The sequence below is a fragment of the Myxacorys sp. genome (genome assembly GCF_059501405.1).
Genome location: NZ_JCACCM010000172.1, coordinates 49,855 through 64,346, shown reverse-complemented (window position 1 = coordinate 64,346; position 14,492 = coordinate 49,855). Strand labels below are relative to the sequence as shown.

Genomic DNA, 14,492 nt, shown 5'->3' with positions numbered 1-14,492 from the left:
AACAAAATGGGAACGCTACAGTAAGGCGTCGTAGCGATTGCTACACATTTTTGTAGTGTGTGCTTCCTTGCCCCGGAACTTGTTTCGACTCAGATTTGCCATCATGTCCCAAAACACTTCAAAAGTTGTAAGACGAGAAGAGGTCCAACGGCTCTACCGAGACTTTCGGAAAGCTGTCTTAGCCTCAACTGCTAATGCGATTACCCAAGAGAATCGCCGTTCGCTCAGCGATCGCATTGGGCACGAAAAAGTAGAAATTCTGAACGTTGAGATTGACAATCTATCTAGGACTGAACTGCTGAATCGCTTAACGAAGGGCGTTGTGTTCACTCCCAATGTCGATCACTTAATGAAGCTTCAGCAAGACGCCACCTTTCGACAGGCCTATGAAGTGGCAGACTACAAAATCTGCGATAGTCAAATTGTGCTCTATGCCTCTAGGTTTTTAGGATCTCCACTCCAAGCTAAAATCTCTGGTTCTGATTTGTTTCCCGTGTTTTGTGAGCATCACCGACACAATGAGAACATCAAAATCTTTTTGCTGGGTGGTGCAGCAGGGGTAGCTGAGCGGGCGCAAGCACGCATTAATCACCGGATTGGCCGAGACATTATTGTAGAGGCGCATTCGCCGTCCTTTGGCTTTGAGAAGAATGAAGCTGAATGCCGTCTGATTGTGGATCTCATCAATCGCTCGGCGGCAACGGTTTTGGTCATTGGCGTGGGTGCACCCAAACAAGAAATTTGGATCTCCAAATACAAAGACCAGCTACCCAACATCGATATCTTCATGGCTGTCGGCGCGTCGATCGACTTTGAGGCAGGCAACAAACCCAGAGCGCCGCAGTGGATGAGCAGCGCTGGCATTGAGTGGCTATATCGGCTGTACTGCGAACCCAAGCGCCTCTGGAAGCGCTATTTTGTGGATGATCTGCCGTTCTTCTGGCTGGTAATGAAGCAAAAATTCAGCGGACAATCCCCATCCTAATTAGGCAGACAGCCCACGCTGGAGCTGGCGTTCGCGAATGCGATCAAGGGTTCCGAGGGGAATCGCTGAAATCAGTTGGCGCGTGTAGGGCTGCTGCGGATGCAGGTAAATGCTGTCCGACGTGCCGACTTCCTCAATTTTGCCGTGATTCATCACAATGATGCGATCGCTCATAAATTTCACAACGCTTAGATCGTGCGAAATGAAGATGTACGTCAATCCAAACTCAGATTGCAGTTCTTTCAACAGGTTGAGCACTTGAGCTTGCACCGAGACATCGAGCGCTGAAACAGACTCATCGCAAATAATGAATTTAGGATTGAGTGCCAGCGATCGCGCAATGCTGACGCGCTGACGCTGACCGCCAGAAAATTCGTGGGGATAGCGATTCATCCAGGTTGGATTCAGACCAACTCGCTCTAGCAAATAGGCAACGCGATCGCGGTGTTGTCGCTTGCCGCCGCGCCCATAGATTTGCAACGGTTCCATCACCGCCTCACCGATGTTCATGCGCGGATCAAGCGAACTGTAGGGATTTTGGAAAATAATTTGGATTTCTCGCCGCAGTTGCCGAACCTCCTTGCTAGAGAGCGCTAGAATATCGCGCCCTTCAAACAGAATTTGTCCTGCCTTTGGCTCGATTAGGCGCATCAAGGTTCTCGCCAAGGTCGATTTTCCGCACCCCGACTCACCTACCAATCCTAATGTTTCGCCAGGATAGACATCAAACGAGACGTGATTGACCGCCGTCATGTAGCGTTTTGTTTGCCCAAATACACCGCGTATCGGAAACGCCACTTGCAGATCACGCACCGAAACCAGCGGTTCTTGCTGCTGCAACGCTTTCATGCGCCGATCAAACTCGGCTTCACTCACTTCTTGATTTTCTGCTAGGGCCACATTCACATCCAGCTTCTTCTCTTGGAGCCGCTTCTCTCCATTCGGAAGCAGCACCACTTCCATGAAGTCTGAAACCGTAGGTAAGAGTCGTAAGCGACGAGTCGGCTGAGGGCGGCAGGTGAGGAGCCCCTTGGTGTAAGGATGCTGCGGATTAGAGAAGATATTGAGGACAGAGCCGTACTCTACAATCTTGCCTTCGTACATCACCGCTACTTCGTCGGCAATTTCGGCGATTAAGCCCAAATCGTGAGTGATGAACATCATCGACATGCCTCTGCGATCGCGCAGTTCTCGCAGCAAATCCAAAATCGTCGCCTGAACGGTGACATCCAACGCCGTTGTGGGTTCGTCGGCAATCAACAGGGTCGGATTGCAGGAAATGGCCATCGCAATCATAATGCGCTGAAGCTGACCGCCCGATAGTTCATGAGGATAGCGATCGAGTATCGCTAACTTCTGACGGTTAATTTCTCGATCGAGATCGGCTTCGCTTGGCAGAATGCCTGAATTTTGATGAAGATCTTCGACATGCCGCCGCTTCAGTTCGGCATCGGGCGGCAGCACTCGCACTTCTTGCATCAGCGAAACCGCTCGCCGCCGGGCTTCTGACTCCGAAAGCTTGGTGTGCTGGCGAATGGCTTCAACCAACTGGTAGCCGCATGTATAGACCGGGTTGAGTGAACTCATCGGTTCTTGAAAAATCATCGCAATGCGATCGCCGCGATAATCTCGCAGCTTTTCGGTTGAAACCGTCCGCAAATCGACCGGTTTTCCGGCACTCTGATCATCGTTAAACCAAATCTCGCCGCCCGCAATTCGTCCGGGCGGATTGGGAATCAGCCCCATGACGGCTAATGAAGTGACCGACTTTCCTGATCCGGATTCTCCCACAATGCCTAACGTTCGTCCGCGCTTGACCTGAAACGAAATGCCATCTACGGCTTTGACGACTCTGGTATCGGTCTTAAATTGGACTTCGAGATTCCGAACGTCGAGGATAGTGTCACTCATAGGAGGCGGAACAGTAGAGCTAAATACTAATAGTGTGAACGCAGTTCTGTGAATTTTAACAACGAATTTAGGCGACGAATGTCCCCAATCAGACGATCAAGGGAACGACTTCGTTGCTCATCATTAGTTGCTCACAGCATGGATAAGTCGCCAATGACATCTAAGCGCTTGTAGCGTCCGAGGGTAATGTAAGTTTCGGACAAACTCTCAGCCACCGTCGGCGTAATCCAGCCCATTTGTTGCAGAATGTGAATTGCGATCGCATACTTGGCTCGCTTCGCGCCGTCTTTCACTTTGATCGCCAATCCAACGCCTTCTCCGACACGACCCATACACTGCACGCCTTCCGCCCCTGATTTGCTGATAATCTCTCCTTCAGTGAGGCGCATCAGTTCTGTATCAAACTCTCCATCCCCTGCCACCATCGTTGGATGATGAGTCATCGATCGCGAAACCCGCTCCATATCCAAGCTATTACCAGAGGCAAGCTGAGCGTAGAGCCACCCCAACTGCCTGAGCTGCATGTAGTAAGTCGGTGCGCCGCAATCATCCCGCGCTGGAATAAATTCTTCCGCTGGAATTTGCAGCAGTTCAGCAATCTTTCCCAGAATCAACTGCTGAAGCGGATGGTTGTACTGGAGGTAACTGTTGAGCGGAAACCCGCGCTGTTTGCAAACCGCTAACATGCCCGCATGTTTACCAGAGCAGTTGTACTGAAGTGGACTTTTCTTGCCCTCTGGAGTTGGGCACTGCAAGGCAGTCGGTTCTAGATCTGCGCGCCATAGAATATTGAACACTTGCCGGACTTGCTCGATCGTGCCTTTGTGAGAGCTACAGATAATCGCCAAATCACGATCGGTCAAGCCGAAGCTTTCAAGCGTTCCGGTCGTGGTCACGGCTAGCGCTTGAAACGGTTTCAGCACGGATCGTGCAAATGTAGCTGCCTCAGCGTTTCCAGCACAGAGGAGAATGCGACCGCGATCGTCACAAATCATCGCCTGAGCCGAATGAACCGATTCTGTAATGCCTTCCCGCAGTAGCTTAACTTCTAGCTCTGCGGTGCTTTGAATGCGTTTGCCCCTTGTCATGGAAAAGACTCTAACACTAGGTGGAGACGAGCTTGAAAAAACGTTATGAGTTGTTAGGATTGTGCCTTACAAAAGCCACCACAAGGCGATGAGCGCTAGAAAAGCACCTGCGATCGCGGCAAAGGTCTTTTGCAACCGCCGCAAAATCGGCTGAATCTGATACGACACAATTAACTGATCTTGATCAATCACTTCGGGCGGCTTCTCCCAAATCTGCCCATCATACCAACCTGATTCTTCGTAAAATACATCGGTGTTAAGCAATCGAGTTCTCACATAGACCCAACCTAGGTAGAGCCGAACTAGTGCCAAAATCGGAATTAAGCTTGCACCGATCGATCCAAGCAGCAGGAACTGAGGGAGGTGCTTTGTGGGCGCAAAACTCACTGATGCGATCGGGCCTGCCACAATCCAATTTAGCGCCCAAAGCACCACGATCGGCTGGATGTAGCCCCACCCATCCAACGTCGCCCACCGGAAGAACCAGGATTCTTTCAGGTCTTGATACTCGTTGATGGGCCGCTGTTCTACAGGAACGGGGCAGGTGGCAGAACTCATAGCCAAGCCAAAGAGGTGAGTGGAATACTATTCGTTAGTATAGAAGAGTTTTAGCGGTTGCAGCGCACTGAAGTTCCTTGGAGGATGGAGTCAGGGGAAGTTGCGATCGCGCTTAGCGATATAGTGATGCAGTTAAGGAGAGTAGCAATTTGCTTGCAAAGTTTCGAGGGGCGCTCAGGGCGAGCGAAGAATTTCCTCTAGCTCAGGAATACATTCAGCTTCGTAGGTTTCGATCAGAACACCGATCACTTCCATAAGAGATGCAAGGGGATGAGTTTCATCTTCACCTACTTGGTCAATGAGGTGATCGAGCATCTTAACGAAGCGAGCATATTTCTCTTCACTGTGAGAAACAAAGACAGTTTCGGCAGTAGGTGACCAAGCGGTTACGGTTTGATCAAGGTTGAGACTTTGCATCATCCTTTCCACTTTTCTTCGTACATAGATCAACAGTTACTTTCGGTTGACCAGAACTTCACTGCTCTTCTTTGCGCCGTCTGGAAGATTATCGAGTTCTTTTGAATTTAACTGGAGTTGTTGATGCCCTCCTTCATCTACTAAAGCAATTCCTAGCAAGTAAGCTCTGCCCCGACTCGTAGCACCACCGATATTTAGCTCTTCTAGCTTCTAAACAATGTTCTTACCACGACATTGATTTGAAATATCTTTCAAATAAAACTTGTTATTAGGTGGAGAAGACTGGACGTATAGCCATGATAGGCGTCTTCGGGTAAACGTTGACAAGTTCCTTTGACAGTTTCTTTAACTTTGACATAAGACTGATTAGAGGGACTCACAATACTAAAACTTGGGCGTTTCCATTCAGGCAAAAAATGCCATTTCTGGTCTGCGGCAAAAACTAATCCTGAGACTCCTATTAGCAGAGTTAGGGTTACGACTATGGGATTTCTTGATAAATCTGGTAAGTTCCTTTGTCCTTGAGTCATAGCCGATTTAGTTAATGACAACAAATTATAAACTAGCTGACTTAGATCAATAATTAATTGCACAAAAACAGTAGCCAATTGACTTAAATTGGCTACCAACGAAACGGCATTGATTGCAAATATCCTTCAGCGAGCAACTATCGATACCAGTTTTAGTTCATTGTTACTCGCCGAATGGAGATTACTGATTCGTGAGTCCGTCAGAAGCCTGTAGCGCCAGCGCACTATACGGCGTGCTTTCTGCATGTCCCCAAAACGCTTCTAACCCATAATAGTCGCGCTCCGTGGGCATCATGATATGCACAATCACATCGCCGTAATCCAACAAAGCCCACGTGCCCTCCATAAGCCCGGCTGAGCGAATCGGCTTGCGATCGAACTGTTCTTCTACTTTGTCTTGAACCATGCCCGCGATCGCGCGCACTTGCACCTTCGAGAAACCTGTAATCAACACAAAGTAATCTGCTAACACCGAGACATCGCCAACTTTGAGAAGGACAATATCGCCCCCTTTGCGCTCATCAGCCGCTTCTGCGATCGCCAAGGCCAGAGCATAGTTTCGATCTGATGCTTGCAGTGCAGGATTCGCGATGGTGGAGAGGGTTTGTTGGTTAGAAAGATTTGCCATTCAGGTCTAAATTCCTTTTACGTAAAGAGTTGAATTGGACATTAGGAAATGCGAACAGCGAGACAATCGATATCTAAAATTAGGTGGCATAACTCTAGGATATTAGGATTTTCGAGAGCGTTGCGTTGCGGTTTGTAAAAACCAATTACGAGTATCAACGGTTCGAGGGTGAATCAGATGTCGTGCCTGAATCAAATGTTTGATAGAACAATCAGCTGACTTCCACGTTGCCTCGACCAAATCTTGACGACTTAATCGACGCAATTCTTCTAACTCCGGGGTGCTCCCTCGCCCCGGTTCCAAGCCGTCCGCCAGATAGACGACGCAACTCAGTAAGCTCATTTGCGGTCTGCCCAGCGTGTGGTTGCGAATTGCATTGAGAATATCAGGGTCGTGAATTCCGAATTCATCACGGGCCACGATCGCACCAACATCTGCATGAAGTAAATGGGGATTGAGTTCATCGATCGCGTCGAGTTCTAATCCTTCATCCTTTGCCATTTGCAGTAATCGATCGGGCTTGAAAAATTTGGCTAAATCGTGCATTAATCCTGCGATCGCCGCTTTCTCAGGATCAAGCCGATGGCGTTGAGCCAATTCAACTGACATCTTCTCGACTCGAATGATGTGCCGCAGTCGGGTTTCGGGCACATTTAACTTTAACCACGCGATCGCTCGTTCCCGCAACGGTTGAAACTCATCCGAAAACTGAGGCGCACTCAGGATAGGAGCGTTGGCAGAATCAGCTTTAGGATAGTTAGGACGGAAGAGTTTCGGCGACTCACGCATTCAAATGGAACACTCCTTTAGGAGATGAGAGCAGATGCCCTCAAGCTTCCGAAGGAATCACAACGAAGTTCGGAAAATAGAAGGCTTGTTAACCCATTCTAACGCATGAGTTTGGGTACAAAATGTTTATGATGCTGCACTTATTTGTCAAGAAAGCCGTGTGATTAATTTTTCTAAATAAAAAAGGAGCTTCCAGTGTGGAAGCTCCTTTTTTGTAGTTTTCTAGCCAATTAACCAACGTTTTCAGCGTCTTTTAGCTTTATGCGAATGAGTTCGATTCGTTTGCGATTGACGCCTAAATCCGATTCACCTAAACGAGAAGCAGATCGCACTTGAATTATGCCCGCAGGTTTGTCTAAGGAAAACTCTACATCGTCCACAAACCCCATAAATCTGCTTGTAAATTCTGTGTACAAGTAGGTATCTGTTTCGCTAATGACCTTGGTTCTGGGCAGTGCTGCAATGGTTTGCTTTAAACTAGTAAATGCCTGTTCGGGTGAGGATGTATAGCGCAGTGGCTCGATTTGGTGGACTGGATCGGTGCTGAAGCTACTGACGCAGTTGGGTGTTTTAGGGCAGGCAGCAAAGCCAGTGCTACCGATTCCCAAGTTAGCGGGTCGAGAGTTCGGGAATGAAAAGATGGCGGCAACCGGAACGGACTGAAGAGGAGTTGCACCTGCGGATTGAGTAGAGGTAAGCCAATAAATCGCAACGAACAGGATGAGAACTAGGCGTCTGAGCATGAGAGAAGGCGTCCTAACAAAACTTAATCCTCAGTTTAGAGCACAAGGAACTGACTAACCAAAGAGCCGACGCCTCACGATATGCGCGCTCCTTGAGTATCAAGGGTCAATACTTTCACCTGTACGCCAATCCCTCGAGCTATCCAAGCGTTTTCCATTGCAGATCGCACTGATTCGGCTTGATTCGGATCAGACAGCGCCAACAGAGTCGGACCTGCGCCACTGATCACCATGCCATACGCACCTGCCGCGATCGCGCCCTTCTGCACAGCGTCATATCCCCTAATCAACGCCTGACGGTAAGGTTGATGAATTCGATCTTGCAACGCCGCTCTTAACCAATCCGCGTTTCCAGTTTCTAACCCCCGCAGGAGCAATCCTAAGTGAGCCGCGTTAAAGATAGCATCAGCACGGCTATAGTCAGCAGGCAACACTTTTCTTGCGTCTGCCGTTGAAAGCTCAAAATCGGGAATGGCAACAATGGGAACAACGTTAGCATTCCAACTCAATTCGCAGATTTCCCAAGGGCGACAAGTTTCAGTCTCGGCATAGCCTGATGCTGCCAATCGACAACCACCCATCAGCGCCGGAACTACATTATCGGGATGACCTTCGATTTCCGTCGCTAAATCTGCTAACTGATCGGGGCTGAGCGGCGAACCTGCCAAAACATTCGCACCGACAATCCCGCCAACGATCGCCGTCGCTGAGCTTCCCAATCCCCGCGCTAAGGGGACATCCATTTGAATATCAAGGTGAATCGCAGGGATAGGTTTGTTAATGCGATCGCATAGCTTACAAAAGGCTTGATACACCAAATTAGTAGCAGTTGTAGAAACCCGATTCGCCTCTGCACCGCTCACGGTAATCCTTAAAGCTTCTCCATCAGATAGCGGTGAAAAGGCGAACTGATTGTAGAGAGTGAGTGCCGCTCCCAAGCAATCAAATCCGGGACCAATATTTGCAGTCGTGGCAGGAACTTTAACGGTGACAGTAGACATATGAACGTTTGCGAGAAAAGATGCTGAATGGACAACCCGTTTAGAAGATTACCAGCATTTCTCATAGCGCAGCACCGACATAATTTGCAGCCCTAGAAGATGGCTTCAGACTCCAAATTTATGAAGCAACCGCAGTAACTGAACTGAGAGCGTTATCATTAAAGATAAGTTAACTTCTGTAAAGCAACGTGACTGCCACCTTTAGACCCAAAGATAGCGCAATCTTGCCCACCACTTGGCACGCTCTCAGTCCTCTTTGGCAGGGCGGCGAACAGGACATTCAGCAAGGATTACCCCACACTCAACTTGCCCCAACTTGGCAGATGATGATGCTTGGAGATGGCTCTCCAACTCACTGTTTGCAGCTCCTCACAGGCGAACGCACAGAAGTAGATGTGCTAGATATGTCGCCGATCGGATTTGCGACCGATCATGCCCCAAGCTCGATTGAGAAAGTTCCTGGACCTCGTCTACGTCGCCAGATTTGGCTTAGAACAGCTTCTGGTCAACGGTTAGGATATGCCACCTCGTGGTGGGAGTTGAGCCACATTGATGACTATTTGCAGAATCGATCGCAACCCATTTGGCTAAATCTTTCTCGGCTTAGGGCCGAACTATACCGTGATATTCAAGGGTTGTACTACGGTCACTCCAAAGCCTTAGAAGAAGCGTTTGGACATCCAGGACCTTTCTGGGGACGCCATTATCTCTTCTGGCATCACGGACAGCCCCTAACCTTAATTTATGAAGTTTTTTCGCCTTACTTAGAAAAATATTTAGGTCCAATGCGGTTGGAGCGATCGACATAGCTAGGCTCGGAACTCTCTCTCATACTGAGGACGACAAGGCGTGCCCCAGCAAACTTGCTGCTCGGGAAGCGACGTGAAAACACTGCTGCGTGTACCTACGACTGCGTTAGCTCCAATCTGCACACCGGGAGCAATAAAGCAGTCCGTGGCGATCCAAGCGCCATTTCCGATCGCGATCGCTCCCGTCACCAATCCAAAACTCGGATCGTGCAGGTCATGACTTCCCGTACAGAGATAGGTTTTCTGCGAAATGACACAATGTTCACCAATCTGAATGCGATCGAGGCTATAAAACACTACATCATCCCCAATCCAGCTATAATCACCAATCTCCACGTTCCAAGGATAGGTAAACCTAGCGGTCGGGCGAACCAGAACGCCTTTTCCAACCTTCGCGCCAAATAGTCGTAGGATGCCGCGTCTAATGTTGTTAAACGGTTGAGGCGTGAGCGGGAATGTGATCGCTTGCACCAGCCACCACAACAACACAACCCACCCCGGACGACCGCGATCGAACCAGGATTGGTCATAGTTTTGTAAATTCACAAGGGGTTTAGCAGTCAAAATCGGTGCAGGAAGAGATCTCCGGTCACCCTCTCTCTCTATCTTCTCCAGCATTAAGACTCAGGTTGAGGAATGGGTTGAAGAGTTGGTACAGGTTGCGTATTCAACGTACCACCACACTGCTGTAGTTCGTAGAGTTTTACCCCAATCTGATATTCATATTGGCTGAGCAGACGCCCGTAAGTATAGCCAGCTTTACCATCTAAAAATCCGAGCCGAATAAAATAGAACAGTACAAATCTCAAGAAGGGCTTGAACGGCAACCTAACCCAAATCTTTTTGAGAAATCGCTTGCGCTGCACGGCATTCCCAAACAAATTAGCTCCGATCGTGCCACTATCGCCTTTTCCATTCAGCACATTCAAATACACCTGCGCTTCCCAGTTGGAATAGCGGTTGTGACGCTCTAGCCAGTGATACAGATCTTTGAAGTCAATGTGCAGCATATCGTTCTTTAGATAGCCAACCTTACCTGGCAGAACAACATGTTCATGAACTTCGTTATCGCCAGTATTGCGAATGTCTTCAGTATTTAAGTTTTCGTAGCGTCCTTTCGTATGTCTAAATAAGCGAAGATTCCAGTCTGGATACTTGCCACCATAACGGATCCATTGCCCTAAGAAAAAGACTCGACGATTGAGATAGTATCCATCATGGTCAGACTGAGCAATTGCTGCTTCAATCTCTTCCCAAAGTTCAGGCGTGATGCGCTCATCGCAATCGACAATCAGCACCCACTCATTGCGAAACGGCAGATTTTCCAGCGACCAGTTTTTCTTCTTAGGCCAGCGACCATTGAACTGGAATTGAACTAGCGTCGCGCCATACTTTTGGGAAATGTCAGCCGAACGATCGCTACTCTGGGAGTCAACAACAAACACCTCATCGGCTCTGGCAACGCTCTCCAAACAGGCGGGCAAATTCGCTTCTTCATTTTTTGCTGGAATTAGAACGGAAACCGGGACTTTAGCTAGATTAGAAGTCATCATTGTTAAGCCAACAGAGGAAATGTCGTCAAAATCTCAGACCAACCAGAAACCATCACTTTACAATTGCCTTAAGATGCAGGATTGATAGACAGATTAGCTTGATTTCGTCTTTATAATGCCCACGCGATTTGATCAAATTACTAAAAATTTTATATTCTGCAAATCGCTTTGTATTGCTCCAAAAATTGCTCCAAAAGTTGACAGCAACACGACTCACATCTTGGCAGCGGGTTTAATAGCAGACGCCTGCCGCAACGCTACGCAAGGAAGCATGAAGCCGTCTGATGTCTGTTACATCCTCAGGCACCTTCCAGAAGGTATCTCAATACCATTGCCACAAGAATCTTTGCGGCAGTCCTGAGCAACTCTGAAACGGCGTGATGAGAAGTTCTCTAGAAACACTCAAGCGGTCAAAAAAAGGGCTTATGCATGAAACATAAACCCTTAACTTTACTGAGAATCAAAAACAGCTAACTAACTGCTTGACTTATTCACACTCAATGCATAAGCAGGTTTAACTGCCTCAGAGCCTTCTTTCACCTTCTGGAACAGCGCTTCGTACTGATTCAACGCTTGCTCAAACGAATACCGCTCGATCGCATATTGACGACCTTGCTTGCCAAGCAATGCGGCATACTCAGGGTTTTTGTAAAGTTCCAAAATCTGCTGCGCCAATGCTTCTGGATGCTCTGGCTCTACAACCACGCCACCATGACTCTTCTCGATCGCTTTCGCTGCACTTCCGGTACTCGGCACTGAAGCAATCACCGGACGCCCACTTGCCAGCAGCACTTGCGTTTTAGACGGCATATTGAACGACACCACGTTTTGCTTCTGCACAATCAGGCCAACATCAGCCGCCGCCAACATTTCTGGAAGCCGCTCTCTGGGTTGGAAGGGCAGCAACATAACATTCTCTGCACCACAAGCCGCGCAATAATCTTTTAGTTTCGCGATCGCTTTTGATTCACCCACAATCACAAACGCAATTTCTGGAAAATCTCGCAATCGAGCCGCCGCCTCTACAACGGTTTCTAACCCTTGCGTCAGGGCGATATTACCGGAATATTGCACAACAAACTTACCTTCCAGATTATGTGCTTTTCGGAAGGCGTTGTCTTTCGGCAAAGGCTTGATGAAATTGACATCGACCCAGTTCGGAATGCAGGTGATTTTGCTTGATGGAACACCTTTACGCTCTAGATTATCGACAAAGCCATCTGCAATCACGCTTACTGTGTGGGCTGTGCGATAGGCAAACTTCTCTAGAGACTCAAGAACACGGATCATCAGCTTGTTCTTGATTAGCCCGACATGCACCGCCGCCTCAGGCAGAATGTCTTGAACGTTGAGAACGATCGGGCAGTTGTGCAGCCAACCTAAGAGGGCGGCAGGCACGCTCACAGGCAAAGGCGGCACAGTCAACAGAATCAAATCTGGTCGCCAACCTCGAAGCGCTTGGAAAAAGCTAGTGAAGACAAAGCTACTGTCTAGCAGGATGCGATCGACTAGACTTGGCTTTGGCTTAATCCACACATAGCTACGCTGGATCGTCACTCCGTTGCGTTCTTCCGTTGTGTAAAGCTTCCCCCGATACGCTTCGTAAATTTGTCGCTGCGGGTAATTTGGCATCGCTGTGATGACTCGAACATCATGCCCTCGCTTGGCTAAGCCTTCAGCGAGTTCGGTCATGAGTGGTGCAATCCCGATTGGCTCTGGATAGTAATTGTAAGAATAGATTAAGACACGCATAGCTTGTGTTGGACTCAAACGGTGACTGTCGCGTTCAACGGGTCATTCTGCGGGGGCGATGCGAGAGGTACAATCGAGTTGGGTAACTCAGAGGACACCGTGGGGATTTAGCTGGGGCTAAAGTGTCGATTAATGTTACTAGTGGGGCTGTTGTAACATTAACGACCTTGAAGTGTTCTCTAAAACCTTTTCAGGTGGTCTTCAGGAAATCTTTTTGCCTCTTCAAGAGTCTCTAAAGCTTTCTTGAAGAATATTTACTTACTTGCACTGAGCTTAAAATGCCCTTCTAAGTATTCTTTTTTACATTTATTTCTAAACCAAGTTCTATTAATTCACATTAATAGGGTGACTTAGACTATTGCCTGTACAAAAAACACTAAATGATGGCATTGGTGTGCCTGTAGAAGTCAGAGTTTGCCTAGAACGGTATCTGATGTATCTTTCATTTCAAGAGAAAGCTTTCCGGAAAGTACTGAGTTTTATTTTGTACCTCCAGGCCAAAGCTCTTTTAGCAAACCAAATTTACTCGAATAGATGCTCACCTTCAGTAAGCAAAAAACAACCATAGCCAATCAAGCGCTAATCATTTCGTGAAAGCTTCGGTCAAACTCAAACCAATACAACAGCTCAAGCTGATTCAGCCAAATCTAATTCAAGGTCTCCGTAAACAGATTCACCAGCAGTATATACGGCGACAGAGGGAAGTGAGCAAATTTAAACATAGCTGTTGTATCCATTACAGCTAAGAAGACTGGATAGCTACTAAGGCCCGTCACGATCGCTCAGCAAACGTCGAGGGAACGCTAGGACAAATTATGGAGAACAAAGCGGCATAGTCCCCTTCTGCAAGTTCCTGGTGAAGTGCCTGTTCAAGGACGTTGCGGACTCCTTTCACATTCTCAACGCTCAACTCATTAGCGTGAGCGGTTTTAATAAAGAGATCGATATCTTTTTTGAGATGTTTGGTTGGAAAATTAGGATTTGAATAGTTTCTATCCAGCATTCGCTGCAACTTCTTATCAAAGGTTGGCGCGTACAACGCACTTTTACGCAAAATACTCATGAACGCTTCTACATCCACATTCTGACGGACGACAAGCCCTAAACTGGCAGAAAAAGCGCTCGTCATTGAGCCAATCAGTTGATTTAGCGCTAATTTCACCGTAGAAGCAGATCCGACTGCACCTAGAAGGATTGGTTCTGAACCAAAAACATTTAGAAGAGGCAACACTCGCTCAAACTGCGCTGGTTCTGAACCGACCATCACAATCAGGTTGCCAGATTGAGCTTCTGGAATACTGCCAAGCACGGGTGCTTCGATATATTCTCCACCTGCTGCCACAACCTCATCTCGAATCTCTCGACTTTCATCTGGCGCGATCGTACTCATCTGAATCACTATGCGCCCAAAGAGATGTTGTCGTGATGCCTCGCTCAGCAATACGCTGCGAATCGCGGTGGCATCAGTGAGCATGAGAACGATCGCTTCAGAAGCCGCGATCGCGTGGTCTGGAGCATCCACAATTTTGGCTCCCGCCGTCTTTAGCGGCTCCAACTTAGCGGATGTGCGATTGTACGCCGTGAGAGAATGTTGAGCATCGATCAGCCGTTGCGCCATCGGTAGTCCCATCAGCCCAATTCCGATAAATCCAATCTTCACGGTTGATCTTCTCCTAAAACTCAAAAGCGCTGAAAGCATTACTCATTCAGCGCTCAGACCTCTAGATT

The 14,492-nt window shown here is 48.1% G+C and carries 14 protein-coding genes; 2 read left to right on the top strand and 12 right to left on the bottom strand.

What is annotated here, in order from left to right; genetic code table 11:
* Positions 1–103 precede the first annotated feature (103 nt).
* Positions 104–985 (top strand): WecB/TagA/CpsF family glycosyltransferase, encoded by an 882-nt coding sequence (locus tag AC5I6P_RS24525; protein ID WP_495696393.1) that lies wholly within the window; start codon positions 104–106, stop codon positions 983–985.
* On the opposite strand, the gene AC5I6P_RS24520 is transcribed toward AC5I6P_RS24525, so the two are convergent.
* The 8 genes from AC5I6P_RS24520 to thrB form a co-directional block, all read right to left on the bottom strand.
* Positions 986–2,896 (bottom strand): ABC transporter ATP-binding protein, encoded by a 1,911-nt coding sequence (locus AC5I6P_RS24520; RefSeq protein ID WP_495696392.1) that lies wholly within the window; start codon positions 2,894–2,896, stop codon positions 986–988.
* Positions 2,897–3,027: 131 nt separating this feature from the next.
* Positions 3,028–3,984 (bottom strand): asparaginase, encoded by a 957-nt coding sequence (locus AC5I6P_RS24515; protein ID WP_495696391.1) that lies wholly within the window; start codon positions 3,982–3,984, stop codon positions 3,028–3,030.
* Positions 3,985–4,050: 66 nt separating this feature from the next.
* Positions 4,051–4,542, bottom strand: a complete 492-nt coding sequence (locus AC5I6P_RS24510) for a CGLD27 family protein (RefSeq protein WP_495696390.1) — start codon at positions 4,540–4,542, stop codon at positions 4,051–4,053.
* Positions 4,543–4,716: 174 nt separating this feature from the next.
* Positions 4,717–4,962 (bottom strand): hypothetical protein, encoded by a 246-nt coding sequence (locus tag AC5I6P_RS24505; protein ID WP_495696389.1) that lies wholly within the window; start codon positions 4,960–4,962, stop codon positions 4,717–4,719.
* 708 nt (positions 4,963–5,670) lie between these two features.
* On the bottom strand, positions 5,671–6,117 hold the full coding sequence (gene rsfS, locus AC5I6P_RS24500; protein ID WP_495696388.1) for a ribosome silencing factor: 447 nt from the start codon (positions 6,115–6,117) through the stop codon (positions 5,671–5,673).
* 102 nt (positions 6,118–6,219) lie between these two features.
* Positions 6,220–6,906 carry a bis(5'-nucleosyl)-tetraphosphatase (symmetrical) YqeK gene (yqeK, locus tag AC5I6P_RS24495; protein WP_495696387.1) on the bottom strand — a complete coding sequence of 229 codons (687 nt, stop codon included), beginning with the start codon at positions 6,904–6,906 and terminating at the stop codon, positions 6,220–6,222.
* A gap of 230 nt (positions 6,907–7,136) precedes the next feature.
* Positions 7,137–7,649 (bottom strand): DUF1499 domain-containing protein, encoded by a 513-nt coding sequence (locus AC5I6P_RS24490; RefSeq protein ID WP_495696386.1) that lies wholly within the window; start codon positions 7,647–7,649, stop codon positions 7,137–7,139.
* 74 nt (positions 7,650–7,723) lie between these two features.
* Positions 7,724–8,650: a homoserine kinase gene (gene thrB / locus AC5I6P_RS24485; RefSeq protein ID WP_495696385.1), complete on the bottom strand. Its 927-nt coding sequence runs from the start codon at positions 8,648–8,650 to the stop codon at positions 7,724–7,726.
* A gap of 188 nt (positions 8,651–8,838) precedes the next feature.
* Here thrB and AC5I6P_RS24480 point away from each other — a divergent pair, with 188 nt between their 5' ends.
* Positions 8,839–9,459 carry a chorismate lyase gene (locus AC5I6P_RS24480; RefSeq protein ID WP_495696384.1) on the top strand — a complete coding sequence of 207 codons (621 nt, stop codon included), beginning with the start codon at positions 8,839–8,841 and terminating at the stop codon, positions 9,457–9,459.
* Here the strand turns inward: AC5I6P_RS24480 and hpsU are convergent, their stop codons facing one another.
* The 4 genes from hpsU to AC5I6P_RS24460 form a co-directional block, all read right to left on the bottom strand.
* The gene (hpsU, locus tag AC5I6P_RS24475) at positions 9,460–10,005 is read right to left on the bottom strand and encodes a hormogonium polysaccharide biosynthesis acetyltransferase HpsU (protein WP_495696383.1); all 546 of its coding nucleotides are present in this window, start codon (positions 10,003–10,005) and stop codon (positions 9,460–9,462) included.
* A gap of 71 nt (positions 10,006–10,076) precedes the next feature.
* The gene (locus tag AC5I6P_RS24470) at positions 10,077–11,012 is read right to left on the bottom strand and encodes a glycosyltransferase family 2 protein (RefSeq protein ID WP_495696382.1); all 936 of its coding nucleotides are present in this window, start codon (positions 11,010–11,012) and stop codon (positions 10,077–10,079) included.
* 474 nt (positions 11,013–11,486) lie between these two features.
* On the bottom strand, positions 11,487–12,764 hold the full coding sequence (locus AC5I6P_RS24465) for a glycosyltransferase family 4 protein (protein ID WP_495696381.1): 1,278 nt from the start codon (positions 12,762–12,764) through the stop codon (positions 11,487–11,489).
* Positions 12,765–13,536: 772 nt separating this feature from the next.
* The gene (locus AC5I6P_RS24460) at positions 13,537–14,424 is read right to left on the bottom strand and encodes an NAD(P)-dependent oxidoreductase (protein WP_495696380.1); all 888 of its coding nucleotides are present in this window, start codon (positions 14,422–14,424) and stop codon (positions 13,537–13,539) included.
* Positions 14,425–14,492: the final 68 nt, after the last annotated feature.

Excerpts from the sequence above, each read along its gene's own strand:
- AC5I6P_RS24525 (WP_495696393.1), top strand. The coding sequence starts at position 104 with ATGTCCCAAAACACTTCAAAAGTTGTAAGACGAGAAGAGGTCCAACGG.
- AC5I6P_RS24520 (WP_495696392.1), bottom strand. The coding sequence starts at position 2,896 with ATGAGTGACACTATCCTCGACGTTCGGAATCTCGAAGTCCAATTTAAG.
- AC5I6P_RS24515 (WP_495696391.1), bottom strand. The coding sequence starts at position 3,984 with ATGACAAGGGGCAAACGCATTCAAAGCACCGCAGAGCTAGAAGTTAAG.
- AC5I6P_RS24510 (WP_495696390.1), bottom strand. The coding sequence starts at position 4,542 with ATGAGTTCTGCCACCTGCCCCGTTCCTGTAGAACAGCGGCCCATCAAC.
- AC5I6P_RS24505 (WP_495696389.1), bottom strand. The coding sequence starts at position 4,962 with ATGATGCAAAGTCTCAACCTTGATCAAACCGTAACCGCTTGGTCACCT.
- rsfS (WP_495696388.1), bottom strand. The coding sequence starts at position 6,117 with ATGGCAAATCTTTCTAACCAACAAACCCTCTCCACCATCGCGAATCCT.
- yqeK (WP_495696387.1), bottom strand. The coding sequence starts at position 6,906 with ATGCGTGAGTCGCCGAAACTCTTCCGTCCTAACTATCCTAAAGCTGAT.
- AC5I6P_RS24490 (WP_495696386.1), bottom strand. The coding sequence starts at position 7,649 with ATGCTCAGACGCCTAGTTCTCATCCTGTTCGTTGCGATTTATTGGCTT.
- thrB (WP_495696385.1), bottom strand. The coding sequence starts at position 8,650 with ATGTCTACTGTCACCGTTAAAGTTCCTGCCACGACTGCAAATATTGGT.
- AC5I6P_RS24470 (WP_495696382.1), bottom strand. The coding sequence starts at position 11,012 with ATGATGACTTCTAATCTAGCTAAAGTCCCGGTTTCCGTTCTAATTCCA.
- AC5I6P_RS24465 (WP_495696381.1), bottom strand. The coding sequence starts at position 12,764 with ATGCGTGTCTTAATCTATTCTTACAATTACTATCCAGAGCCAATCGGG.